This window comes from Streptomyces sp. NPDC104581, from assembly GCF_055583685.1.
Genome location: NZ_JBVJNN010000026.1, coordinates 1 through 17,933, shown reverse-complemented (window position 1 = coordinate 17,933; position 17,933 = coordinate 1). Strand labels below are relative to the sequence as shown.

The following is a 17,933-nucleotide window of genomic DNA, read 5'->3' as shown; positions in this document are numbered from 1 at the left end:
GGTCCCTTCCGTCGTCACTTGGAGACGTTGACGCCGGCCGGGGCGTCGTCGCCCAGAAGCTTGCCGTCCGAGGTCTCGAACTGCTTCTTGAAGGCGGCGATGGCGTCGCTGATGGACTCAAGAGTGTCGTCCGACATCTTGGCGCCCTCGGCGATGCTGGTCAGCAGCTCCTTGCGCTCGCGGCGCAGGTGCTCCAGCAGCTCGCTCTCGAACCGGCGGATGTCCTCGACCGGCACGTCGTCCATCTTTCCGGTGGTACCGGCGTAGATGGAGACGACCTGCTCCTCGATCGGGAACGGCGCGTACTGCGGCTGCTTGAGCAGCTCGACCATGCGCTGACCACGCTGGAGCGACGCCTTCGACGCGGCGTCCAGGTCGGAACCGAAGGCGGCGAACGCCTCCAGCTCGCGGTACTGGGCGAGGTCCACGCGCAGACGACCCGACACCTGGCGCATGGCCCGGTGCTGGGCGGAGCCACCGACTCGGGAGACCGAGATACCGACGTTCAGCGCGGGCCGCTGGCCGGCGTTGAACAGGTCGGACTCCAGGAAGCACTGGCCGTCGGTGATGGAGATGACGTTGGTCGGAATGAACGCCGACACGTCGTTCGCCTTGGTCTCCACGATGGGCAGGCCCGTCATCGAGCCGGCGCCCATGTCGTCGGAGAGCTTGGCGCAGCGCTCCAGCAGACGCGAGTGCAGGTAGAAGACGTCGCCCGGGTAGGCCTCACGGCCCGGCGGACGGCGCAGCAGCAGCGAGACGGCGCGGTAGGCGTCGGCCTGCTTCGACAGGTCGTCGAAGATGATCAGGACGTGCTTGCCCTGGTACATCCAGTGCTGGCCGATGGCCGAACCGGTGTAGGGGGCCAGGTACTTGAAGCCCGCCGGGTCGGACGCCGGGGCGGCGACGATCGTCGTGTACTCCAGGGCGCCGGCCTCTTCCAGCGCACCGCGTACGGACGCGATGGTGGAGCCCTTCTGGCCGATGGCGACGTAGATGCAGCGCACCTGCTTGTTCACGTCGCCCGAGCGCCAGTTGTCGCGCTGGTTGATGATGGTGTCGACGGCCAGGGCGGTCTTGCCGGTCTGGCGGTCGCCGATGATCAGCTGACGCTGGCCGCGGCCGATCGGCACCATCGAGTCGACGGCCTTGTAACCGGTCTGCATCGGCTCGTGCACCGACTTGCGGACCATGACGCCGGGAGCCTGGAGCTCCAGGGCGCGGCGGCCGTCGGTCGCGATCTCGCCGAGGCCGTCGATCGGGGCGCCGAGCGGGTCGACGACACGGCCGAGGTAGCCCTCGCCGACGCCGACGGAGAGGACCTCGCCGGTACGGGTGACCGACTGCCCCTCCTCGATACCGCTGAACTCACCGAGGATGACAGCGCCGATCTCGCGCTCCTCCAGGTTCAGGGCGAGACCGAGGGTCCCGTCCTCGAACTTCAGCAGTTCGTTCGCCATGGCCGAGGGCAGACCCTCGACCTTCGCGATGCCGTCACCGGCAACGCCGACCGTCCCGACCTCCTCGCGCGAGGCCGCGTCCGGCTTGTACGACTGGACAAAGTTCTCCAGCGCATCCCGGATCTCCTCCGGCCGGATCGTGAGCTCCGCCATCTGGATTCCCTGCTCTCCTTGTTGGGCCCGAAGTTCTATGGGGGTCTGGGGGCGACCCCCAGGAATCTTCTGCAATTTCTGCACGGCCCAACCGGGCCGCAGTTCTTGATCTCTGGATATGTGTGTCGGTAATCCGGCTGTCACGTGACGCCGGCCGGTCCTCAGCCGGCCAGCCGCCGTGCCGCCTCGTCGAGGCGCTCAGCGACCGTGCCGTTGACGACCTCGTCGCCGACGCGGACCGAGATCCCGCCGAGGACCGCGGGGTCCACGTCGAGGTTCAGGTGCATCGCGTGGCCGTAAAGCCTGGCCAGGGCCGCGCCGAGGCGCTGCTTCTGGCCTTCGGTCAGAGGCACCGCCGACGTGACGACCGCCACCATCCGGTCCCGGCGGGCCGCGGCGAGCCGGGAGAGGGTCTGGAGACCCGCTTCCAGGCTACGTCCTCGGGGCTGGGACACCAGGCGCACGACCAGTCGCTCGGTGCTCGGGTCGGCCCGGCCGCCGAGCAGACCGCTCAGCAGCGCGGTCTTCGCCGAGGCGGTCGCCGACCGGTCGGTCAGCGCGGCCCGCAGGTCGGTGCTGGACTCGACGATCCGGCCGAAGCGGAACAGCTCGTCCTCGACGTCGTCGAGGGCGCCCGCGCGCTGCGCGGCGGTGAGCTCGGCGACGGCCGCCAGCTCCTCCACCGCGTCGACCAGGTCACGCGGCTGCGACCAGCGGGAGCGGACCATGCCGGTGATCAGGTCGGCGGTCTCGCCGCCCACCTGGCCACGGAGCAGTCCGCCGGCCAGCTCGGCCTTGGACTCGCCGGACCGCGCCGGGTCGGTGAGGACCCGGCGCAGCGACACCTCGCGGTGGAGCAGCGCCGTGACGGCGGTCAGCTCCTCCGCGAGCTTCGCCGCGTCGGCCGACGTGCTGTCGGTCAGCGCGTCGAGACGCTCGCGTGCGGCGGCCAGCGCCGTGCGGCTCGCTCCGTTCATCGTGCGGCCTCGGCCTTCGACGCGCCGTCCTCGAGTTCGTCGAGGAAGCGGTCGATGGTGCGGCTCTGGCGGGCGCTGTCCTCGAGGGACTCCCCGACGAGCTTGCCGGCGAGGTCGGTGGCGAGCTTGCCCACGTCCTGGCGCAGTGCCGAGGCCGCGGCCTTGCGGTCCGCCTCGATCTGGGCGTGGCCGGCGGCGACGATCTCTTCCCGCTGCCGCTGACCCTCCGCCTTCATCTCCTGGATGATGGTGGCGCCCTGCTCGGTCGCCTCCTGGCGGAGACGAGCCGCCTCGTGACGTGCTTCGGCGAGCTGGGCCTTGTACTGCTCCAGGACGCTTTCGGCTTCGGTCTTGGCGGCCTCCGCCTTCTCCATGCCGCCCTCGATGGCCTCACGGCGCTCGTCCAGAACCTTGTTGATGTTCGGGAGGAGCTTCCACGCGAGCAGGCCGAAGACGATGACAAAAGCGAGCAGGCCGATGACGAGCTCGGGAATCGGCGGGATGAGGGGGTTCTGCTTCTCCTCGGCCGCGAGCTGAACCAACAGAGGGTTCACATCAGTGCCTTTCGTCTAGTGGTGCTGACCGGATCGAGAAGATCACACGCCATAGACGAACGGCATGACCAGACCGATCAGGGCGAGCGCCTCACAGAAGGCGAAGCCGAGGATCTGGTTGGCGCGGATCAGGCCGGCAGCCTCGGGCTGACGGGCGAGGGCCTGGGTGCCGTTACCGAAGATGATGCCGACGCCGACGCCGGGGCCGATGGCGGCAAGACCGTAACCGATGGAACCGAGGGAGCCACTGACGGCGGCAAGGTTCTGGGACATGCCAGTTCTTCCTTCTCTTTCACGGACCGATGGGTGTTGGCCACCGGGCGACTAAGGGGCAGGGCGGGGACTCAGTGGTGCTCTGCGAGCGCGCCCTGGATGAAGGTGCAGCTGAGCAGCACGAAGACGTACGCCTGAAGGGCCTGGATGAACAGCTCGAAGGCCGTCATCACGAGGACCATCACGAACGACACACCCGCGTAGGCGATGCCGATGCCGTTGAGCAGGTACCAGCTCGCGATGGTGAAGAGCAGCAGCAGGGTGTGACCGGCGAACATGTTGGCGAACAGTCGCACCGCGTGGGTGAACGGCCGGACCAGCAGGTTCGAGAAGAACTCGATCAGCATGGCCAGCGGGAGCACCGCGCCGAGCGACTTGTCGTAACCGGTGAAGTTCTTGAAGGCACCCACGAATCCGTGCCGCTTGAAGGTCAGCGAGACCCACAGTACGTAAACGATGAGTGCGAGGACGATGGGGTAGGCGATGATCGACGTCACCGGGAACTGGGCGACGGGAATGATCGACCAGAGGTTCATCATCCAGACGAAGAAGAACAGCGAGACGATCAGCGGGACGTACTTCTCGCCCTCTTTCTTGCCGAGCGTCTCGTAGACGACGCCCCGCCGGACGAAGTCGTAACCCGCCTCGGCGACCATCTGAAGCTTGCCCGGGACAACCTTCGGCTTGCGGAAGGCCGCCCAGAAGAAGGCGATGATGACGATCGAACCGAGAAGCGCCAGCAGCATCGGCTTGTTGAAGTAAAAGTCGCTGTCCCCGTCGCCCAGGAGGGGCTTGAACAGGAACGAATGCAGGCCGGGAGCCGGGAAGCCACAGCCCTGGAAGATGTGGCAGTCGGTCTCGAAGGCGAGCACCTGCGTCGGGTCAGCACTCACCGCGGGCTCCTTCAACATGGCGCATGGGTACGGCAACCTCGTTGTGTCGGCGCGGCGGGAAGCCGCGATTCGGCACTGGACTGGTGTTTCGGATGTGGGAACGGCGACCGGGCTGCTCCGAGCCTCGCGTCGTAAGAGCAGGCGTCAGCTGGGGAGCCCGCGCCATCGATGCCGCAGTTGGAACCGGACGATAGCAGGATCTCGAACTCGCACTTATCCCGCCCCTACCTATCACGCCGACGTACCCGTCTTCTCCGGCTCCACATAAAGGATCTTCGCCTTCATATGGGCACGGGCCTGGGCGGCGATCCAGACGAGCGTCGCGATCACCAACGTCAGCGCGAACGCCTTGGGGTTGAAGAGGGAGGTGTCCTTGAACGCGGCCATGAAGACGAAGAGCGCCAGCACTTGGGTCGTGTAGAGCAGCAGGCCCATCGCCTGGAAGAGATGCGGCAGCGACTTGGCCGTGCGCTGGAGCACGATGAGGCCGATCCCCATGAAGACGATCACCACCACCGAGGCCACCGCGGCGCCCAGCGCGCCCTTCCCCCCGGCCACCACACCACTGACCACCGCCGCGACAGCGCCGACGGCGGCGGTGGGTACGGCGGCTTGAAGAAGGGTCCGGACGTCATTGGTCGGCATGGCGGCAACTCCGCTAGCTGGGTGGGGCAGATCGTGTCGTCATGGACGAGCGTAGGCCCGGTCCGAGAGTTGGGTTCTCGGGCCAACGGACCGTCGCACTACGGTCCTTCGGCTCTGGCGCCGGGTCTCGTGAACGGTATCACAAACTATTTGATGAGGTCTTTACCATGAACGTGTGCCGACCGTCACACATGAGGACGAATCCACGCGTGTGAGTCGGCCACGAGTCTTTCATGTCTGGTAATGGGGCCCGCCGAGGCAATTCTCAGTATGCCGAATCGGCCTTCCGCCGGTCGGAGAGACGAGATCGCGGCCCGATGGCGGTAGCCCCGTTGACGCCCGCCGGGACCGGGGTCCGCTCGCCGGCCGTCGCGTCGTCGGTCCGAGGGGACTCCCGAGGCACCTGCGATCCGGCGCCCTGCCGGCTCGCGGCGGGCTCCGTGGGCTCCGTGGCCTCCTGGACGGCCTCCGCCGGCTCGCTCCGGGCCGCACCCCGCCGGCGGCGCCGGTAGCGGGGCGGCACGACGGCCTCGGCCCAGCGCGGGGCACGCGGGGTGAACCGCGGCAGCAGCAGGAGCAGCAGCCCCAGCGCGCTCAGCGCGACGACCGCGAGCACGATCCACATCGTGGACATCGTGGACGAGGAGTGGACCGAGTACAGCACCACACCGAAGGCGATCAGCGCCGACCAGAAGTACATGATCAGGACGGCCCTGCTGTGCGAGTGCCCGATCTCCAGCAGCCGGTGGTGGAGATGGCCGCGGTCGGCCGCGAACGGCGACTGCCCGTTCCAGGTGCGGCGCACGATCGCGAGGACGAGGTCGGCGATGGGGATCGCGATGATCGTCAACGGCAGCAGCAGCGGGATGAAGACCGGCAGCGCGGCGTGGGTGGCCTCACGCGTCGAACCGTCGGCGTAGATCTTCAGGGCGTCCGGGTCGACCTGGCCCGTGATGGAGATGGCGGCCGTCGCGAGAACGAGACCGATCAGCATCGATCCCGAGTCGCCCATGAAGATCCGGGCCGGATGCATGTTGTGCGGCAGGAAACCGACACCCATGCCCATCAGGATCGCGGCGAAGAGCGTCGCGGGGGCGGCTGCCTCGATGCCGTAGCCGTACCAGATCCGGTACGCGTACAGGAAGAACGCCGCCGCGGCGATGCACACCATGCCCGAGGCCAGACCGTCGAGTCCGTCGACGAAGTTGACCGCGTTGATGGTGATCACGACGAGGGCGACGGTCAGGAGCGTGCCCTGCCAGGAGGTCAGCGCGACGGTGCCGACACCGGGCACCGGGATCCACAGGATCGTCAGACCCTGCATCACCATCACACCGGCGGCGATCATCTGACCGCCGAGTTTGATCAGGGCGTCGATCTCGAACTTGTCGTCCAGCACGCCGATCAGCCAGATCAGCGCGGCCCCGGACAGCAGGGCGCGCGGCTCGTTCGACCGCTCGAAGACCCCGCCGAGATTCTGCAGGTTGCTGGCCACGAGCAGTCCGGCGCACAGTCCGAAGAACATGGCGATACCGCCGAGACGCGGTGTCGGTTCGCGGTGGACGTCTCGGGCGCGGATCGCGGGCATCGCGCCGATCGCGATGGCGAACTTCCGCACCGGACCGGTCAGTAGATACGTCACCGCGGCCGTCACGCAGAGCGTCAGCAGGTAATCACGCACAGGCTGCCCCACAGGATTCGCCGGCCATCTGAGCCACACACACTAGCTCGCGACAGGACGACTGTTGGAATGCGCGTAGCCACATGGTCAAGGACATACACGGCGCCGCGACGGTTGCACAAATTCGTCCCACCGTACGCACCGCCGGATCTCTCACGGTGCGTCGCCGCTGTTCCACGGTGTGCGAGCGGCGTACCGGACGACGGGTCAGTGCCGGGTCGGCACGCCCGTGAGCGCCGTCACCACCGGGTCCAGCGCCTGGTGGATCTCGTCGCCGATGGAGCGGAAGAAGGTGATGGGGGCGCCGTACGGGTCGTAGACCTCGTCCGCCTCCGCGTTGGGGGCCAGGAGCCATCCCCGCAGCGCCGCGGCGGCACGCACCAGCGCACGGGCCCGCTCGACCACGCCCTCGTCGAGGGGGTCGGGCAGCGTCGCCGGGTCTATGGCCCGTACGAGACGGGTGAACTCCTTCAGCGTGAACGTCCGCAGTCCCGCCGAGTGCCCCATGGAGATGACCTGCGCCCGGTGGTCACGCGTCGCCGTGAGCACCAGGTCCGCGCGGATCACGTGCTCGTCCAGCAGCTCCCGCCCGACGAAGCCGGACGGGTCCGCGCCGAAATCCGCCAGGACGGCCTCCGCGTTGGCCTCCATCGAGGCCCCCTCGTGCCCCCAGGTGCCCGCGCTCTCCACGATGAGCCCGCCGGTGAGCCGCTCGCCGAGGCGGTCGCTGAGGGCATGGCGGTTCAGCCGCTCGGTGATGGGCGAGCGGCACACGTTGCCGGTACTGACGTGGAGGATGCGGAAGGTGTCGGGGAGCCCCGCTATGCCACGCCCCTCAGGGGCGGTCAATTGGCCACCTCGAGGTCGGGTACGACCTTGCGCAGCTCGTCGGCGTCGACGGCGCCCGCGCGCAGCAGGAGCGGGACCTTGCCCGTCACGTCCACGATCGAGGACGGCACGATGCCGGGCGTCCTGCCGCCGTCGAGGTAGACCGACACCGCGTCCGCCAGCATCTCCTGCGCCGAGTCGCAGTCCTCCGGCGCCGGGTGTCCGGTCAGGTTGGCGCTGGAGACGGCCATCGGGCCGACCTCGGTCAGCAGCTCGATCGCGACGGGGTGCAGCGGCATCCGGATCGCGACGGTGCCGCGTGTGTCACCGAGGTCCCACTGGAGCGACGGCTGGTGCTTGGCGACGAGCGTGAGCGCGCCCGGCCAGAAGGCGTCGACGAGCTCCCACGCCTGCTCGGAGAAGTCGGTGACGAGGCCGTGCAGGGTGTTCGGGGAGCCGATGAGCACGGGTGTGGGCATGTTGCGGCCCCGGCCCTTGGCGTCGAGGAGATCGGCGACGGCCTCGGCGCTGAAGGCGTCGGCGCCGAGCCCGTAGACGGTGTCGGTGGGCAGGACGACGAGCTCGCCGCGGCGGACGGCGGACGCGGCTTCACGCAGACCGGTCGTGCGGTCGGTCGCGTCGTTGCAGTCGTATCGCCGTGCCATCTAACGGCCCTCCATCTGTGTTTTTTGTAGTGCTCGGTTCGCCTCCGGGGCGCTTGGGCACCTGTCGACGGTCGACCGTGCTCGCCCCCTCGTTCCTCGGGGCCTCCGCGCGCTCTCCCCTTCGGCAGGCGCGCGTCCCTTCGGCTCACCCGCATCACCCACGGTGCGCCTCGAGGCTGAGGTCACGGCGCCCGGGGCCGCCGCTGCCGTCACGGTGCCGGCCGTCACGGCATGGCCTTGCGCGCCGTCGCGAAGCGCGGGCGCTTGTTCAGGTCCGGGTGGTCGGCCGCGTCCGCCCACCCGGACTCCTCGCTGAAGATCCACGGGACCTGCCCGCCCTGGGTGTCCGCGTGCTCGACGACGACGAGGCCGCCGGGCCGCAGCAGCCGGTGCGCGGTGCGTTCGATCCCGCGGATCGTGTCGAGGCCGTCCTCGCCGGAGAACAGCGCCATCTGCGGGTCGTGGTCGCGGGCCTCGGGCGCCACGTACTCCCACTCGGTGAGCGGGATGTACGGCGGGTTGGAGATGACCAGGTCGACCTGGCCGTCGAAGTCCGGGAGGGCCGTCAGGGCGTCTCCGCGGTGCACGGTGACCCTGGACCCCTCGGCGTTCTTCCGCGTCCAGGTGAGGGCGTCCTCGGACAGCTCCACGGCGTGCACGCGCGAGCGCGGCACCTCCTGCGCCATCGCGAGGGCGATCGCGCCGGATCCCGAGCAGAGATCGACGATCAGCGGCTCGACGACGTCCATCGCGCGCACCGCGTCTATGGCCCAGCCGACGACGGACTCGGTCTCCGGTCGGGGCACGAACACCCCTGGCCCGACCTGGAGTTCCAGATAGCGGAAGAAGACCCGCCCGGTGATGTGCTGGAGCGGTTCGCGGGCCTCGCGGCGCGCGACGGTCTCCCAGTAGCGGGCGTCGAACTCCTCGTCCACGACGCTGTGCAGCTCTCCGCGCTTCACACCGTGCACGAACGCGGCGAGCTCCTCCGCGTCGAAGCGCGGCGACGGCACGCCCGCGTCGGCCAGCCGCTGGGTGGCCTGGGCCACCTCGGCGAGCAGCAGACTGCGGGGGGCGTGCCCGCGGCGGAGCCTCTGGGGGTCGCTCGGCCCCCCGGAAGGTGTCTGCACGCTGGTTCCTCCTGGGACGTGGAAGGGGACGGACCATGATCGGTGGGGAGTGAGGCGGGTGCGCGGGTGCGCTCGGCCGGCTCAGGCGGCCGCGAGCTTCGCCGCCGAGTCGGCGTCGACGCACGCCTGGATCACTGCCGCCAGCTCACCGTCGAGCACCTGGTCCAAGTTGTACGCCTTGAAGCCGACCCGGTGGTCCGAGATGCGGTTCTCGGGAAAGTTGTACGTACGGATCTTCTCGGACCTGTCGACGGTACGGACCTGGCTGCGCCGGACGTCCGCCGCGTTCTTCTCCGCCTCCTCCTGTGCCGCGGCCAGGAGCCGCGAGCGCAGGATACGCATGGCCTGCTCCTTGTTCTGGAGCTGGCTCTTCTCGTTCTGGCAGGAAGCGACGACTCCGGTGGGCAGATGCGTGATCCGGACGGCGGAGTCCGTCGTGTTGACGGATTGGCCGCCGGGGCCCGACGAGCGGTAGACGTCGATACGGAGGTCGTTGGCGTGGATCTCCACGTCGACCTCCTCCGCCTCGGGCGTCACGAGCACACCGGCCGCCGACGTGTGGATCCGGCCCTGCGACTCGGTGGAGGGCACCCGCTGCACGCGGTGCACCCCGCCCTCGTACTTGAGCCGCGCCCAGACGCCCTGTCCCGGCTCGGTGGCCCCGTTGCCGCCCTTGGTCTTCACGGCGACCTGCACGTCCTTGTAACCGCCCAGCTCGGACTCGGTGGCGTCGATGATCTCGGTCTTCCAGCCGACGCGCTCGGCGTAGCGCAGATACATCCGCAGGAGGTCACCGGCGAACAGCGCGGACTCGTCGCCGCCCGCGCCCGCCTTGATCTCCAGGATGACGTCCTTGTCGTCGCTGGGGTCGCGCGGGACGAGCAGCAGCCGCAGCTTCTCGGTGAGTTCGTCGCGCTGCTTCTCCAGCACCTTGACCTCGGCGGCGAAGTCGCCGGCCGAGGGGTCGGTGGGGTCGGCGGCGAACTCACGGGCCGTCTCGATGTCGTCCCCGGTCTGCTTCCAGGAGCGGTACGTCCCGATGATCGGGGTCAGTTCGGCGTACCGCTTGTTGAGCTTGCGGGCATGCGCCTGGTCCGCGTGGACCGACGGGTCGGCGAGCTGCTTCTCCAGGTCGGCGTGCTCGCCGACCAGTTCCTCGACCGCCTCGAACATTCGGGGGCTCCTGGGTTGCGTACGAAAATGCTGCGCGAAGGTGCTGCGGGACGGCAAAGCGCCGGTCTCGGCGCCCCAGGGCAGGGGCACCGAGGACCGGCGCAATCGGCTCGCTACTTGTTGGCGGAGCCGGCGGCAGCCTTGCCGAAGCGGGCCTCGAAGCGGGCCACGCGGCCACCGGTGTCGAGGATCTTCTGCTTGCCCGTGTAGAACGGGTGGCACTCGGAGCAGATCTCGGCACGGACGGAGCCGGATTCGATCGTGCTGCGAGTGGTGAACGACGCACCGCAGGTACAGCTGACCTGGGTCTCGACGTACGTGGGGTGGATGTCGCGCTTCAAGGTGTCTCCTAAGGAACATCCTCGCCAGGCGAGGAAGGCGCCGGGTCGCACGCGCGGATGCTCGTACGTGAACCGGGGCCGACGATCCAGTCTGCCAGGACCGGCCGTATCTCCAAAACCGGGGTGGGTCCGGATCTATTCCGCGCCGCCCGTGATCACCTCGGACGCGTCTCCCTTGTCGCCCGCGGACTCCTCCGTGGCCGACGCCGGGATCGGCCTGTCCGCGCGCAGCGCCGTCCAGACCTGCTCCGACTCCTTCTCCAGGGGGACGACGCGGTTCGGGTCCGCCGGGTCGTAGCGGACGGGCAGCGTGATCATGTCGACGTCCTCGGCACCGAGGTCCTTCAGGCCGCCGGCGAAGCCGGCGAGTTCCCGCACCGTGTCCAGTTCGGAGTCGGGGGTGATCGCCCGTGTCGCGGTGTCGCCGATGTCGTACAGCTTCTTGGGGCTGCTGAGCAGGCCGATGTCCTTGACCTGGGTGATCAGCGCCTTGATGAACGCCTGCTGGAGCTGGATGCGGCCCAGGTCGCTGCCGTCGCCGACGCTCTTGCGCGTCCTGACGAGGCCGAGCGCCTGTTCGCCGTCGAGGGTGTGGGGGCCGGGTGCCAGACGCAGACGGCTCTTGGAGTCGTCGATGGCCTCGGTGGTGGTGATCCGCACGCCGCCGAGGTCGTCGACGAGCCGCTTGAACCCGGTGAAGTCGACCTCGATGTAGTGGTCCATGCGGATGCCGGACATCTTCTCGACGGTCTTCACCGCGCAGGCCGGGCCGCCGACCTCGTAGGCGGTGTTGAACATGGCCCGCCCGCCGGCGGTCGTGCCGCCGTCCGCGTCCTCGCAGTCGGGGCGTTCGACGATGGTGTCACGCGGTACGGAGACGACACCGGCGCTCCGGTGGCCCTCGTCGATGTGCATGATCATCGCGGTGTCCGAACGGGCTCCGCCCTGGTCCGTGCCGTACTCGGCGTTGTCGCCGGAGCGGGAGTCGGAGCCGAGGACGAGGATGTCCATCGATCCGTTGTCGACGTCGACGGGGCGGTCGGTGCCGAGCCGGGCGTTGATGTCGACGCCCTGGATGTTGCCGTTGAGCTTGACGTAGAGGTATCCGAGACCGGATCCGCCGACGAGGACCAGGGCGGCGGCCGACCACGCGGCCGCGGTCGTGGCGCGGCGTCGTGTGCCCGGCTTCTTGCGGCGTGTGCCGGTCGCGCGTATGCGGCCGCCCTTGCTCTGATCGGTCATGTGCTCCTCGGCTCCCGCCGGCTCCCGCCGGTTGTCGTCGGCTCTCGCAGCGTGTGCGGCTGCCCCTTGCCGCGGCCTTCGGTCACGGTGCGCCCGTCCACGGGTGCGGACGGGCGGGGCAGCACGCAGGGTCGCACAACGAGCTGTGGCCCCCGCCGGGGGCGGGGGCCACGGGGAGCTGCCGGCGAGTGACCGGTCAGCCGGTCCTCACCTGCGGTTTCACGCGATGGTGTAGTAGCTCTGCCAGCCCGTGCCCAGGCTCACTCCTGTGGCGAAGATCTCGGACGTGGCCTTGCCGGTGCCCTTGAGCAGGGACAGGCTGCCGCCCGGGGTGCGGACGACGACGTCGGCCTTGCCGTCGCCGTTCACGTCACCGGGGGTGACGATCAGGTTGTACGCGGACCAGTCGGCGCGGACGAGGACGGGGGCCTCGAAGGGCGCGGTGGACTTGCCGGTGCCCTTCACCAGGTAGAGGGCGTTGGTGCCGCCCCGCCGGACCAGCAGGTCGGCCTTGCCGTCGTTGGTGAGGTCGCCGTGGCCGCGGACCTGGTTGTAGACCTGGTAGCCGGTGCCCGAGCTGACCGCGGTGTTGAACTTGCCGTTGCCGTACCCCGGGTGCACCATCACCGTGCCCGTCGAGGTGACCGAGACGAGGTCGCCCTTGCCGTCACCGTTCACATCGCCGGGGGCGACGATCGCGCGCACCGTCTTCCAGTTGGAGAACAGCTTGGTCTTCGCGTACGTCGAGCTGCTCGCGGAGCGGTGCAGCCAGTAGATGTCGCCGGTGCTGCCGTGGCGTGCGACGAGGTCCTGGTAACCGTCCCTGTTGAGGTCGGTCTGCACGATGTAGTTGTAGGCGCTGTACGAACCGGCGAACGCCTTGCGCGTCAGCTTCTCGCCGGCCGAGGTGAAGGTGTAGCCGGTGCCGCCGGTCGTACGGGCGAACGGGTCCGCCCGGTGGTCACGGCTGAAGTTGGTGTCGTCGACGCGCGGCTGGATCGCGGGCATGTACGTCGAGACCTTGGTGTACACGTCGTACGTGCCCTGGTAGTTGCACAGCTCTGACTGGGTGGCGACACCCCAGGAGGTGATGCCGATGATCCGGCCGTTCACCATCATCGGGCTGCCGGAGTCACCGGGGCAGGTCGCCCTGCCCGTGCTGTTGTCGCCCGTGCCGCCCGTGCCCGCGCAGATCATGTGGCCGGGCTTGAAGGCGCCCGGGGTGTTGAGGACGGTGTCGAGGTTCTCGCCGCAGTCGGCGTCCGAGTTCAGCGGCTGGGTCACCCGCTGGAGCGTGTCGGCCAGCGTGTCGACGTCCGGGGCGGAGCCGGTCATGCCCCAGCCGTAGGTGGTGGCGGTGGTGCCCGGCGCGTAGCGGGCGGTGTCGCCGTACGACGCGGGCTGGGCCGGTGTGTTGGTCAGCGGCTTGGCGAGCGTCAGCAGCGCGACGTCGTTGTCGATCTCGTCCGCGTTGTAGGAGCCGGCGAAGTAGGAGCGGCTGATCCCGACCGCGGTGCCCTCGTCGTTCGGACCGCCGGCGAGCTTGGCGGTGCCGGCCAGAATCATGCCGCGGCCGACCATGTCGAGCGCTTTGCCGTTCTCGTCGGTGACGCAGTGCGCCGCGGTGAGAACCTTGTTGGGTGCGACGAGCGTTCCGCCACAGGTGAAGTAGAAGTATCCGTCGTTGTCGAACTCGAAAAGCAGCTGCACCATCCAGGGGGCGCTGCTGATGGAGGTGTTCGTCCCGCCGATGATTCGCGGCGACACCTCCTTGGAACCGACGACCTCGGCGCCCTTGGGCGGCAGGAACTTCTCACTGCCGCCACCGCCGTCGGCGGCCTGGGCGCTCGACACCAGTCCACCTGCGAGAACGGCAAGTGCCGCCGTACCGGCGGCTATCAGTCTTCGCATTCTGGAGACGGGTCGGCCATGACTCGACACACGCACGCAAATCTCCCACTAATCAAGGGAATTGGTTTGGCGCCGTGTGGGGGGATGGAACGGCTGATCGGATATTACATGCAGAAATCCGCCCCGTCACCGGAGTAACGGGGCGGACCCATACGGAAGTTGCGCAATCGGACGTCAGTCGTTGCCGTTTCCGGGCGACGGGGTCGTCTTCTGGATCTGGAGCAGGAACTCCGCGTTCGACTTCGTCTTCTTCATCTTGTCCAGCAGCAGCTCGATCGCCTGCTGCTGGTCGAGCGCGTGCAGCACCCGGCGCAGCTTCCAGACGACGGCCAGCTCGTCGCCGCCGAGCAGGATCTCTTCCTTGCGGGTGGAGGACGCGTCCACGTCCACCGCCGGGAAGATGCGCTTGTCCGAGAGCTTCCGGTCGAGCTTGAGCTCCATGTTGCCGGTGCCCTTGAACTCCTCGAAGATCACCTCGTCCATGCGCGAGCCGGTCTCGACGAGCGCGGTGGCCAGGATGGTCAGCGAACCGCCGTCCTCGATGTTGCGCGCCGCGCCGAAGAAGCGCTTCGGCGGGTAGAGCGCGGTCGAGTCGACACCACCGGACAGGATGCGTCCGGAGGCGGGGGCCGCGAGGTTGTACGCGCGGCCCAGACGGGTGATGGAGTCCAGCAGGACGACCACGTCGTGACCCAGCTCCACGAGGCGCTTGGCACGCTCGATGGCCAGCTCGGCGACGGTGGTGTGGTCCTCGGCGGGACGGTCGAAGGTCGAGGAGATGACCTCGCCCTTCACCGACCGCTGCATGTCGGTGACCTCTTCCGGACGCTCGTCGACGAGGACGACCATCAGGTGGCACTCGGGGCTGTTGACCGTGATCGCGTTGGCGATCGCCTGGAGGATCATGGTCTTGCCGGTCTTCGGCGGGGCCACGATCAGACCACGCTGGCCCTTGCCGATCGGTGCGACGAGGTCGATGATCCGCGTCGTCAGCACGCCCGGGTCGGTCTCCAGCCGGAGCCGGTCCTGCGGGTAGAGCGGCGTCAGCTTCTGGAACTCGGGCCGCCCGCGGCCCGATTCGGCCGCCATGCCGTTCGCCGAGTCCAGGCGCACGAGCGCGTTGAACTTCTCGCGGCGCTCGCCGTCCTTGGGCTGGCGCACCGCGCCGGTGACGTGGTCACCCTTGCGCAGGCCGTTCTTGCGGACCTGGGCGAGCGACACGTACACGTCGTTGGGGCCCGGCAGATAGCCGGAGGTCCGGATGAACGCGTAGTTGTCGAGGATGTCGAGGATGCCCGCGACGGGGATCAGCACGTCGTCGTCGGCGACCTGCGGCTCGCCGCCGCCACCGAACTCGTCGCGGCCGCGGCGGCCACGGCGGTCGCGGTACCGGCCGCGCCGGCCACGCCGGCCGCCCGCCTCGTCGTCGAAGTCGTCCTGCGGCCCGTTGCCCTGGTTCTGCCCGCCCTGGCGCTGCTGGCGCTGGCCGCCACCGCCCTGCTGGCCGCCGCCCTGCTGGCCGCCGCCCTGCTGGTCGTCGCCCTTGCCCCGGCGGTCGCGCTGGCGGCCCTGGCGGTCACCGCGGTCACCGCGGTCACCCCGCTGGCCGCGCTCCTGGCGGTCGCCGCGGCGCCCGTCGCTCTCGCCCTGGGCGGACGCGGAGACGGCGGCCTCGGCCTTGGCGTCGGGACGCTCGTCCACGACGGTGTCGGTGCCCGACTCGCCGCGGGTCTCGGTCCTGCCGTCCGGGCTGCCCGCCTGCGCGGTGGCCCTGCGACGGCGGCGCTCGCCCGCGGGCTGCTCGTCGCTCGCCGGCTGGCCGGGGATCTCGATCTGCCCGTCGGCCTTGTCGGACTTGGCCGGGGCACGGTCCGCGGCCTTCTCGGCGGGGGCTTCCGCGGGGGCCGCGTCGCCCGTACGGGCCTTGGAGGTGGCGCGCCGCTTGGGCTTCGTCCCGGCGTCGCCGCCGGCCTCCGCGTCGCTCTTGGGCGCGGGCGAACCGCCGCCCTGCGCCTCCTTGATGACCTCGATCAACTGGCTCTTGCGCATCCGCGCGGTGCCCCTGATGCCGAGGCCGGAGGCGACCTGCTGGAGCTCGGCCAGGACCATGCCGTCGAGGCCGGTGCCGGAGCGGCGGCGCCGTGAGGTGGTGCCGGTGGCAGCACCTTCGGCGGGCGCGGCGGTGTCGACGCTGTTGTCGGCGCTCACGCCCATCAGATCGGTGGTGTCGCTCACGAAGGGTCCTTCCCTGGAGCGGACGTCGGCCATCTGGCTCGGCGACCGGTTGTGCTGTCCGACCGCGGGTCGTGATCGTGTCGATCACGGGCCTAGGTCGGGGCGATGGTCCCGCCGGGTACGGCGGAAAACTTGCGTACGTGCGATGGATCCGGCCCGAGGTCCCCCTGCTCGGCCCACTCCTGGACACAGCGAGGGGTGTCGTGCCGGTTCCGGGGCGTGCTCAAAACTGCTCAGGCAGGCTGCTCAGGCAGTCGGGGAGGCTCCCGGAAGAATGGTGGTCCCGATTGGGGACGCAAAGCACCGAGCCCAAAAGACGTCGGGTGCAGACTTGAGGTTAACACTACCGGCTCCAACAAACATTCCCCCTCTCACTCACCGGCAATCCACCGTCACTGAGAACCGAGCGGCAGAACGCTGGCACCCGTGCCGTCGAGGCCGAGCCTGTGCGCCGCCCAGCCCTCGCCGGCCAGCTGTACGACCTTGTCGGCCGCGCTGTCGTCGGTCAGCGCCAGGACCGTGGGGCCGGCGCCGGAGACGACCGCGGGGACGCCGTCGGCCCGCAGCCGGCCCACGAGCTCCACGCTCTGCGGCATCGCCGGAGCGCGGTATTCCTGGTGCAGCCGGTCCTCGGTGGCCGCGAGCAGCAGCTCGGGACGCCTGGTCAGGGCCTCGACGAGCAGCGCCGACCGGCCCGCGTTGAAACTCGCGTCCACATGGGGGACGGAGCGCGGGAGCAGCCCGCGGGCGGTCTCGGTGAGGACCGGTGTCCCGGGCACGAACACGACGGGGACCACGGATTGCGCGACGTCCATCCGGATGGCCCGTGCCGCTCCCCCGTCGGTCCAGGCGAGCGTGAAACCGCCGAGCAGACAGGCCGCGACATTGTCCGGGTGGCCCTCGATCTCGGTGGCCAGCTCCAGCAGCGCCGCGTCGTCGAGCCGGGCGTCGCCGCCTATCGTCACGGCGCGGGCGGCGACGATCCCGGCGCAGATCGCGGCGGACGACGAGCCGAGGCCGCGGCCGTGCGGGACGCGGTTGGCGCAGACGACCTCAAGACCGCGGGGCTGGCCCCCGAGCAGGTCGAACGCGGTGCGCAGGGACCGTACGAGCAGGTGGTTCTCGTCGCGGGGCAGCGTCCGCGCGCCCTCGCCCGCGATGTCGACGTGCAGACCGGAATCGGCCACGCGCACCACGACGTCGTCGTAGAGCCCGAGCGACAGGCCGAGGGCGTCGAATCCCGGCCCGAGGTTGGCGCTGGTGGCGGGGACGCGCACCCGTACGGCGGCGGCGCGGAAAGCGGGACCGGCCATCGCTTGGACGACTCTCCTTGTGTGGCGGCGAAGTCTCGACGAGATACGGAAACACCCGACGGCCACGAAGGCAACAACACCGCGGCATATGCGGCGGGGCGGGTTGGGTACAGCTTATCGAAGGAAGGTTCTGTGGCGACATAGGGCGCACAGGAGGCGCACGATGCGTGTCGCGTGCCTTCCCGTGCTTCTGTGCGGGTTCCCGGTGTGCTCCGTGCGCGGGGGGGGGGGGGGGGGGGGGGGGGGGGGGGGGCTGGGGGGGGGGGGGGGAGGGGGGGGGGGGGGGTGGGGTGGGGGGGGGGGGGGGGGGGGGGGGAGGGGGGGGGGGGGGGTGGGGAGGGGGGGGGGGGGAGGGAGGAAGACAGCCAGACGCCCCCCCAACCAACGACGACAGGGGGGGAGGGGTGGGGCCGGGCCCCCCCCACACCAAAAACACCCAACCCCCAGACCCTAGGTCGT

At 69.6% G+C, this 17,933-nt stretch carries 16 protein-coding genes; all 16 read right to left on the bottom strand.

Features of this window, described 5'->3' with window-relative positions:
* Positions 1–14: 14 nt before the first annotated feature.
* On the bottom strand, positions 15–1,613 hold the full coding sequence (atpA, locus tag ACZ61E_RS21380; protein ID WP_469701413.1) for a F0F1 ATP synthase subunit alpha: 1,599 nt from the start codon (positions 1,611–1,613) through the stop codon (positions 15–17).
* Positions 1,614–1,774: 161 nt separating this feature from the next.
* Positions 1,775–2,590, bottom strand: coding sequence for a F0F1 ATP synthase subunit delta (locus tag ACZ61E_RS21375; protein ID WP_469701412.1), 816 nt, complete (start codon positions 2,588–2,590; stop codon positions 1,775–1,777).
* Positions 2,587–3,144 (bottom strand): F0F1 ATP synthase subunit B, encoded by a 558-nt coding sequence (locus tag ACZ61E_RS21370; RefSeq protein ID WP_242571201.1) that lies wholly within the window; start codon positions 3,142–3,144, stop codon positions 2,587–2,589. Before ACZ61E_RS21370 ends, ACZ61E_RS21375 begins: the two co-directional genes overlap by 4 nt.
* Before the next feature lie 42 nt (positions 3,145–3,186).
* Positions 3,187–3,417 (bottom strand): ATP synthase F0 subunit C, encoded by a 231-nt coding sequence (atpE, locus tag ACZ61E_RS21365; protein WP_242571200.1) that lies wholly within the window; start codon positions 3,415–3,417, stop codon positions 3,187–3,189.
* A 71-nt stretch (positions 3,418–3,488) separates the two neighbouring features.
* Positions 3,489–4,325: a F0F1 ATP synthase subunit A gene (gene atpB, locus ACZ61E_RS21360; RefSeq protein ID WP_469701483.1), complete on the bottom strand. Its 837-nt coding sequence runs from the start codon at positions 4,323–4,325 to the stop codon at positions 3,489–3,491.
* Between the two features lie 216 nt (positions 4,326–4,541).
* Entirely contained in the window at positions 4,542–4,955 is a 414-nt protein-coding gene (locus ACZ61E_RS21355) for a hypothetical protein (protein WP_469701411.1), read from the bottom strand.
* A gap of 265 nt (positions 4,956–5,220) precedes the next feature.
* Positions 5,221–6,636, bottom strand: a complete 1,416-nt coding sequence (locus ACZ61E_RS21350; RefSeq protein ID WP_469701410.1) for an MraY family glycosyltransferase — start codon at positions 6,634–6,636, stop codon at positions 5,221–5,223.
* A 207-nt stretch (positions 6,637–6,843) separates the two neighbouring features.
* A complete protein-coding gene (locus tag ACZ61E_RS21345; protein WP_023538645.1) occupies positions 6,844–7,485 on the bottom strand; it encodes an arsenate reductase/protein-tyrosine-phosphatase family protein in 642 nt (213 codons plus the stop codon).
* A complete protein-coding gene (locus tag ACZ61E_RS21340) occupies positions 7,482–8,129 on the bottom strand; it encodes an L-threonylcarbamoyladenylate synthase (RefSeq protein WP_469701409.1) in 648 nt (215 codons plus the stop codon). The genes ACZ61E_RS21345 and ACZ61E_RS21340 overlap by 4 nt, the downstream gene beginning before the upstream one ends.
* Before the next feature lie 224 nt (positions 8,130–8,353).
* Complete coding sequence (prmC, locus tag ACZ61E_RS21335; protein ID WP_469701482.1) at positions 8,354–9,193, bottom strand: peptide chain release factor N(5)-glutamine methyltransferase; 840 nt, start codon at positions 9,191–9,193, stop codon at positions 8,354–8,356.
* 147 nt (positions 9,194–9,340) lie between these two features.
* Entirely contained in the window at positions 9,341–10,432 is a 1,092-nt protein-coding gene (gene prfA, locus ACZ61E_RS21330) for a peptide chain release factor 1 (RefSeq protein WP_469701408.1), read from the bottom strand.
* A 113-nt stretch (positions 10,433–10,545) separates the two neighbouring features.
* Positions 10,546–10,773: a 50S ribosomal protein L31 gene (gene rpmE, locus ACZ61E_RS21325; protein ID WP_023538649.1), complete on the bottom strand. Its 228-nt coding sequence runs from the start codon at positions 10,771–10,773 to the stop codon at positions 10,546–10,548.
* Between the two features lie 135 nt (positions 10,774–10,908).
* Positions 10,909–12,015: an LCP family protein gene (locus tag ACZ61E_RS21320; RefSeq protein WP_469701407.1), complete on the bottom strand. Its 1,107-nt coding sequence runs from the start codon at positions 12,013–12,015 to the stop codon at positions 10,909–10,911.
* Positions 12,016–12,234: 219 nt separating this feature from the next.
* A complete protein-coding gene (locus ACZ61E_RS21315; protein WP_469701406.1) occupies positions 12,235–13,869 on the bottom strand; it encodes a trypsin-like serine protease in 1,635 nt (544 codons plus the stop codon).
* A gap of 231 nt (positions 13,870–14,100) precedes the next feature.
* Positions 14,101–16,161: a transcription termination factor Rho gene (rho, locus tag ACZ61E_RS21310; protein ID WP_469701405.1), complete on the bottom strand. Its 2,061-nt coding sequence runs from the start codon at positions 16,159–16,161 to the stop codon at positions 14,101–14,103.
* Between the two features lie 392 nt (positions 16,162–16,553).
* Positions 16,554–17,474, bottom strand: coding sequence for a homoserine kinase (thrB, locus tag ACZ61E_RS21305; RefSeq protein WP_469701404.1), 921 nt, complete (start codon positions 17,472–17,474; stop codon positions 16,554–16,556).
* Positions 17,475–17,933 lie beyond the last annotated feature (459 nt).

Excerpts from the sequence above, each read along its gene's own strand:
- ACZ61E_RS21320 (WP_469701407.1), bottom strand. The coding sequence starts at position 12,015 with ATGACCGATCAGAGCAAGGGCGGCCGCATACGCGCGACCGGCACACGC.
- ACZ61E_RS21340 (WP_469701409.1), bottom strand. The coding sequence starts at position 8,129 with ATGGCACGGCGATACGACTGCAACGACGCGACCGACCGCACGACCGGT.
- atpA (WP_469701413.1), bottom strand. The coding sequence starts at position 1,613 with ATGGCGGAGCTCACGATCCGGCCGGAGGAGATCCGGGATGCGCTGGAG.
- ACZ61E_RS21355 (WP_469701411.1), bottom strand. The coding sequence starts at position 4,955 with ATGCCGACCAATGACGTCCGGACCCTTCTTCAAGCCGCCGTACCCACC.
- atpE (WP_242571200.1), bottom strand. The coding sequence starts at position 3,417 with ATGTCCCAGAACCTTGCCGCCGTCAGTGGCTCCCTCGGTTCCATCGGT.
- prfA (WP_469701408.1), bottom strand. The coding sequence starts at position 10,432 with ATGTTCGAGGCGGTCGAGGAACTGGTCGGCGAGCACGCCGACCTGGAG.
- thrB (WP_469701404.1), bottom strand. The coding sequence starts at position 17,474 with ATGGCCGGTCCCGCTTTCCGCGCCGCCGCCGTACGGGTGCGCGTCCCC.
- ACZ61E_RS21375 (WP_469701412.1), bottom strand. The coding sequence starts at position 2,590 with ATGAACGGAGCGAGCCGCACGGCGCTGGCCGCCGCACGCGAGCGTCTC.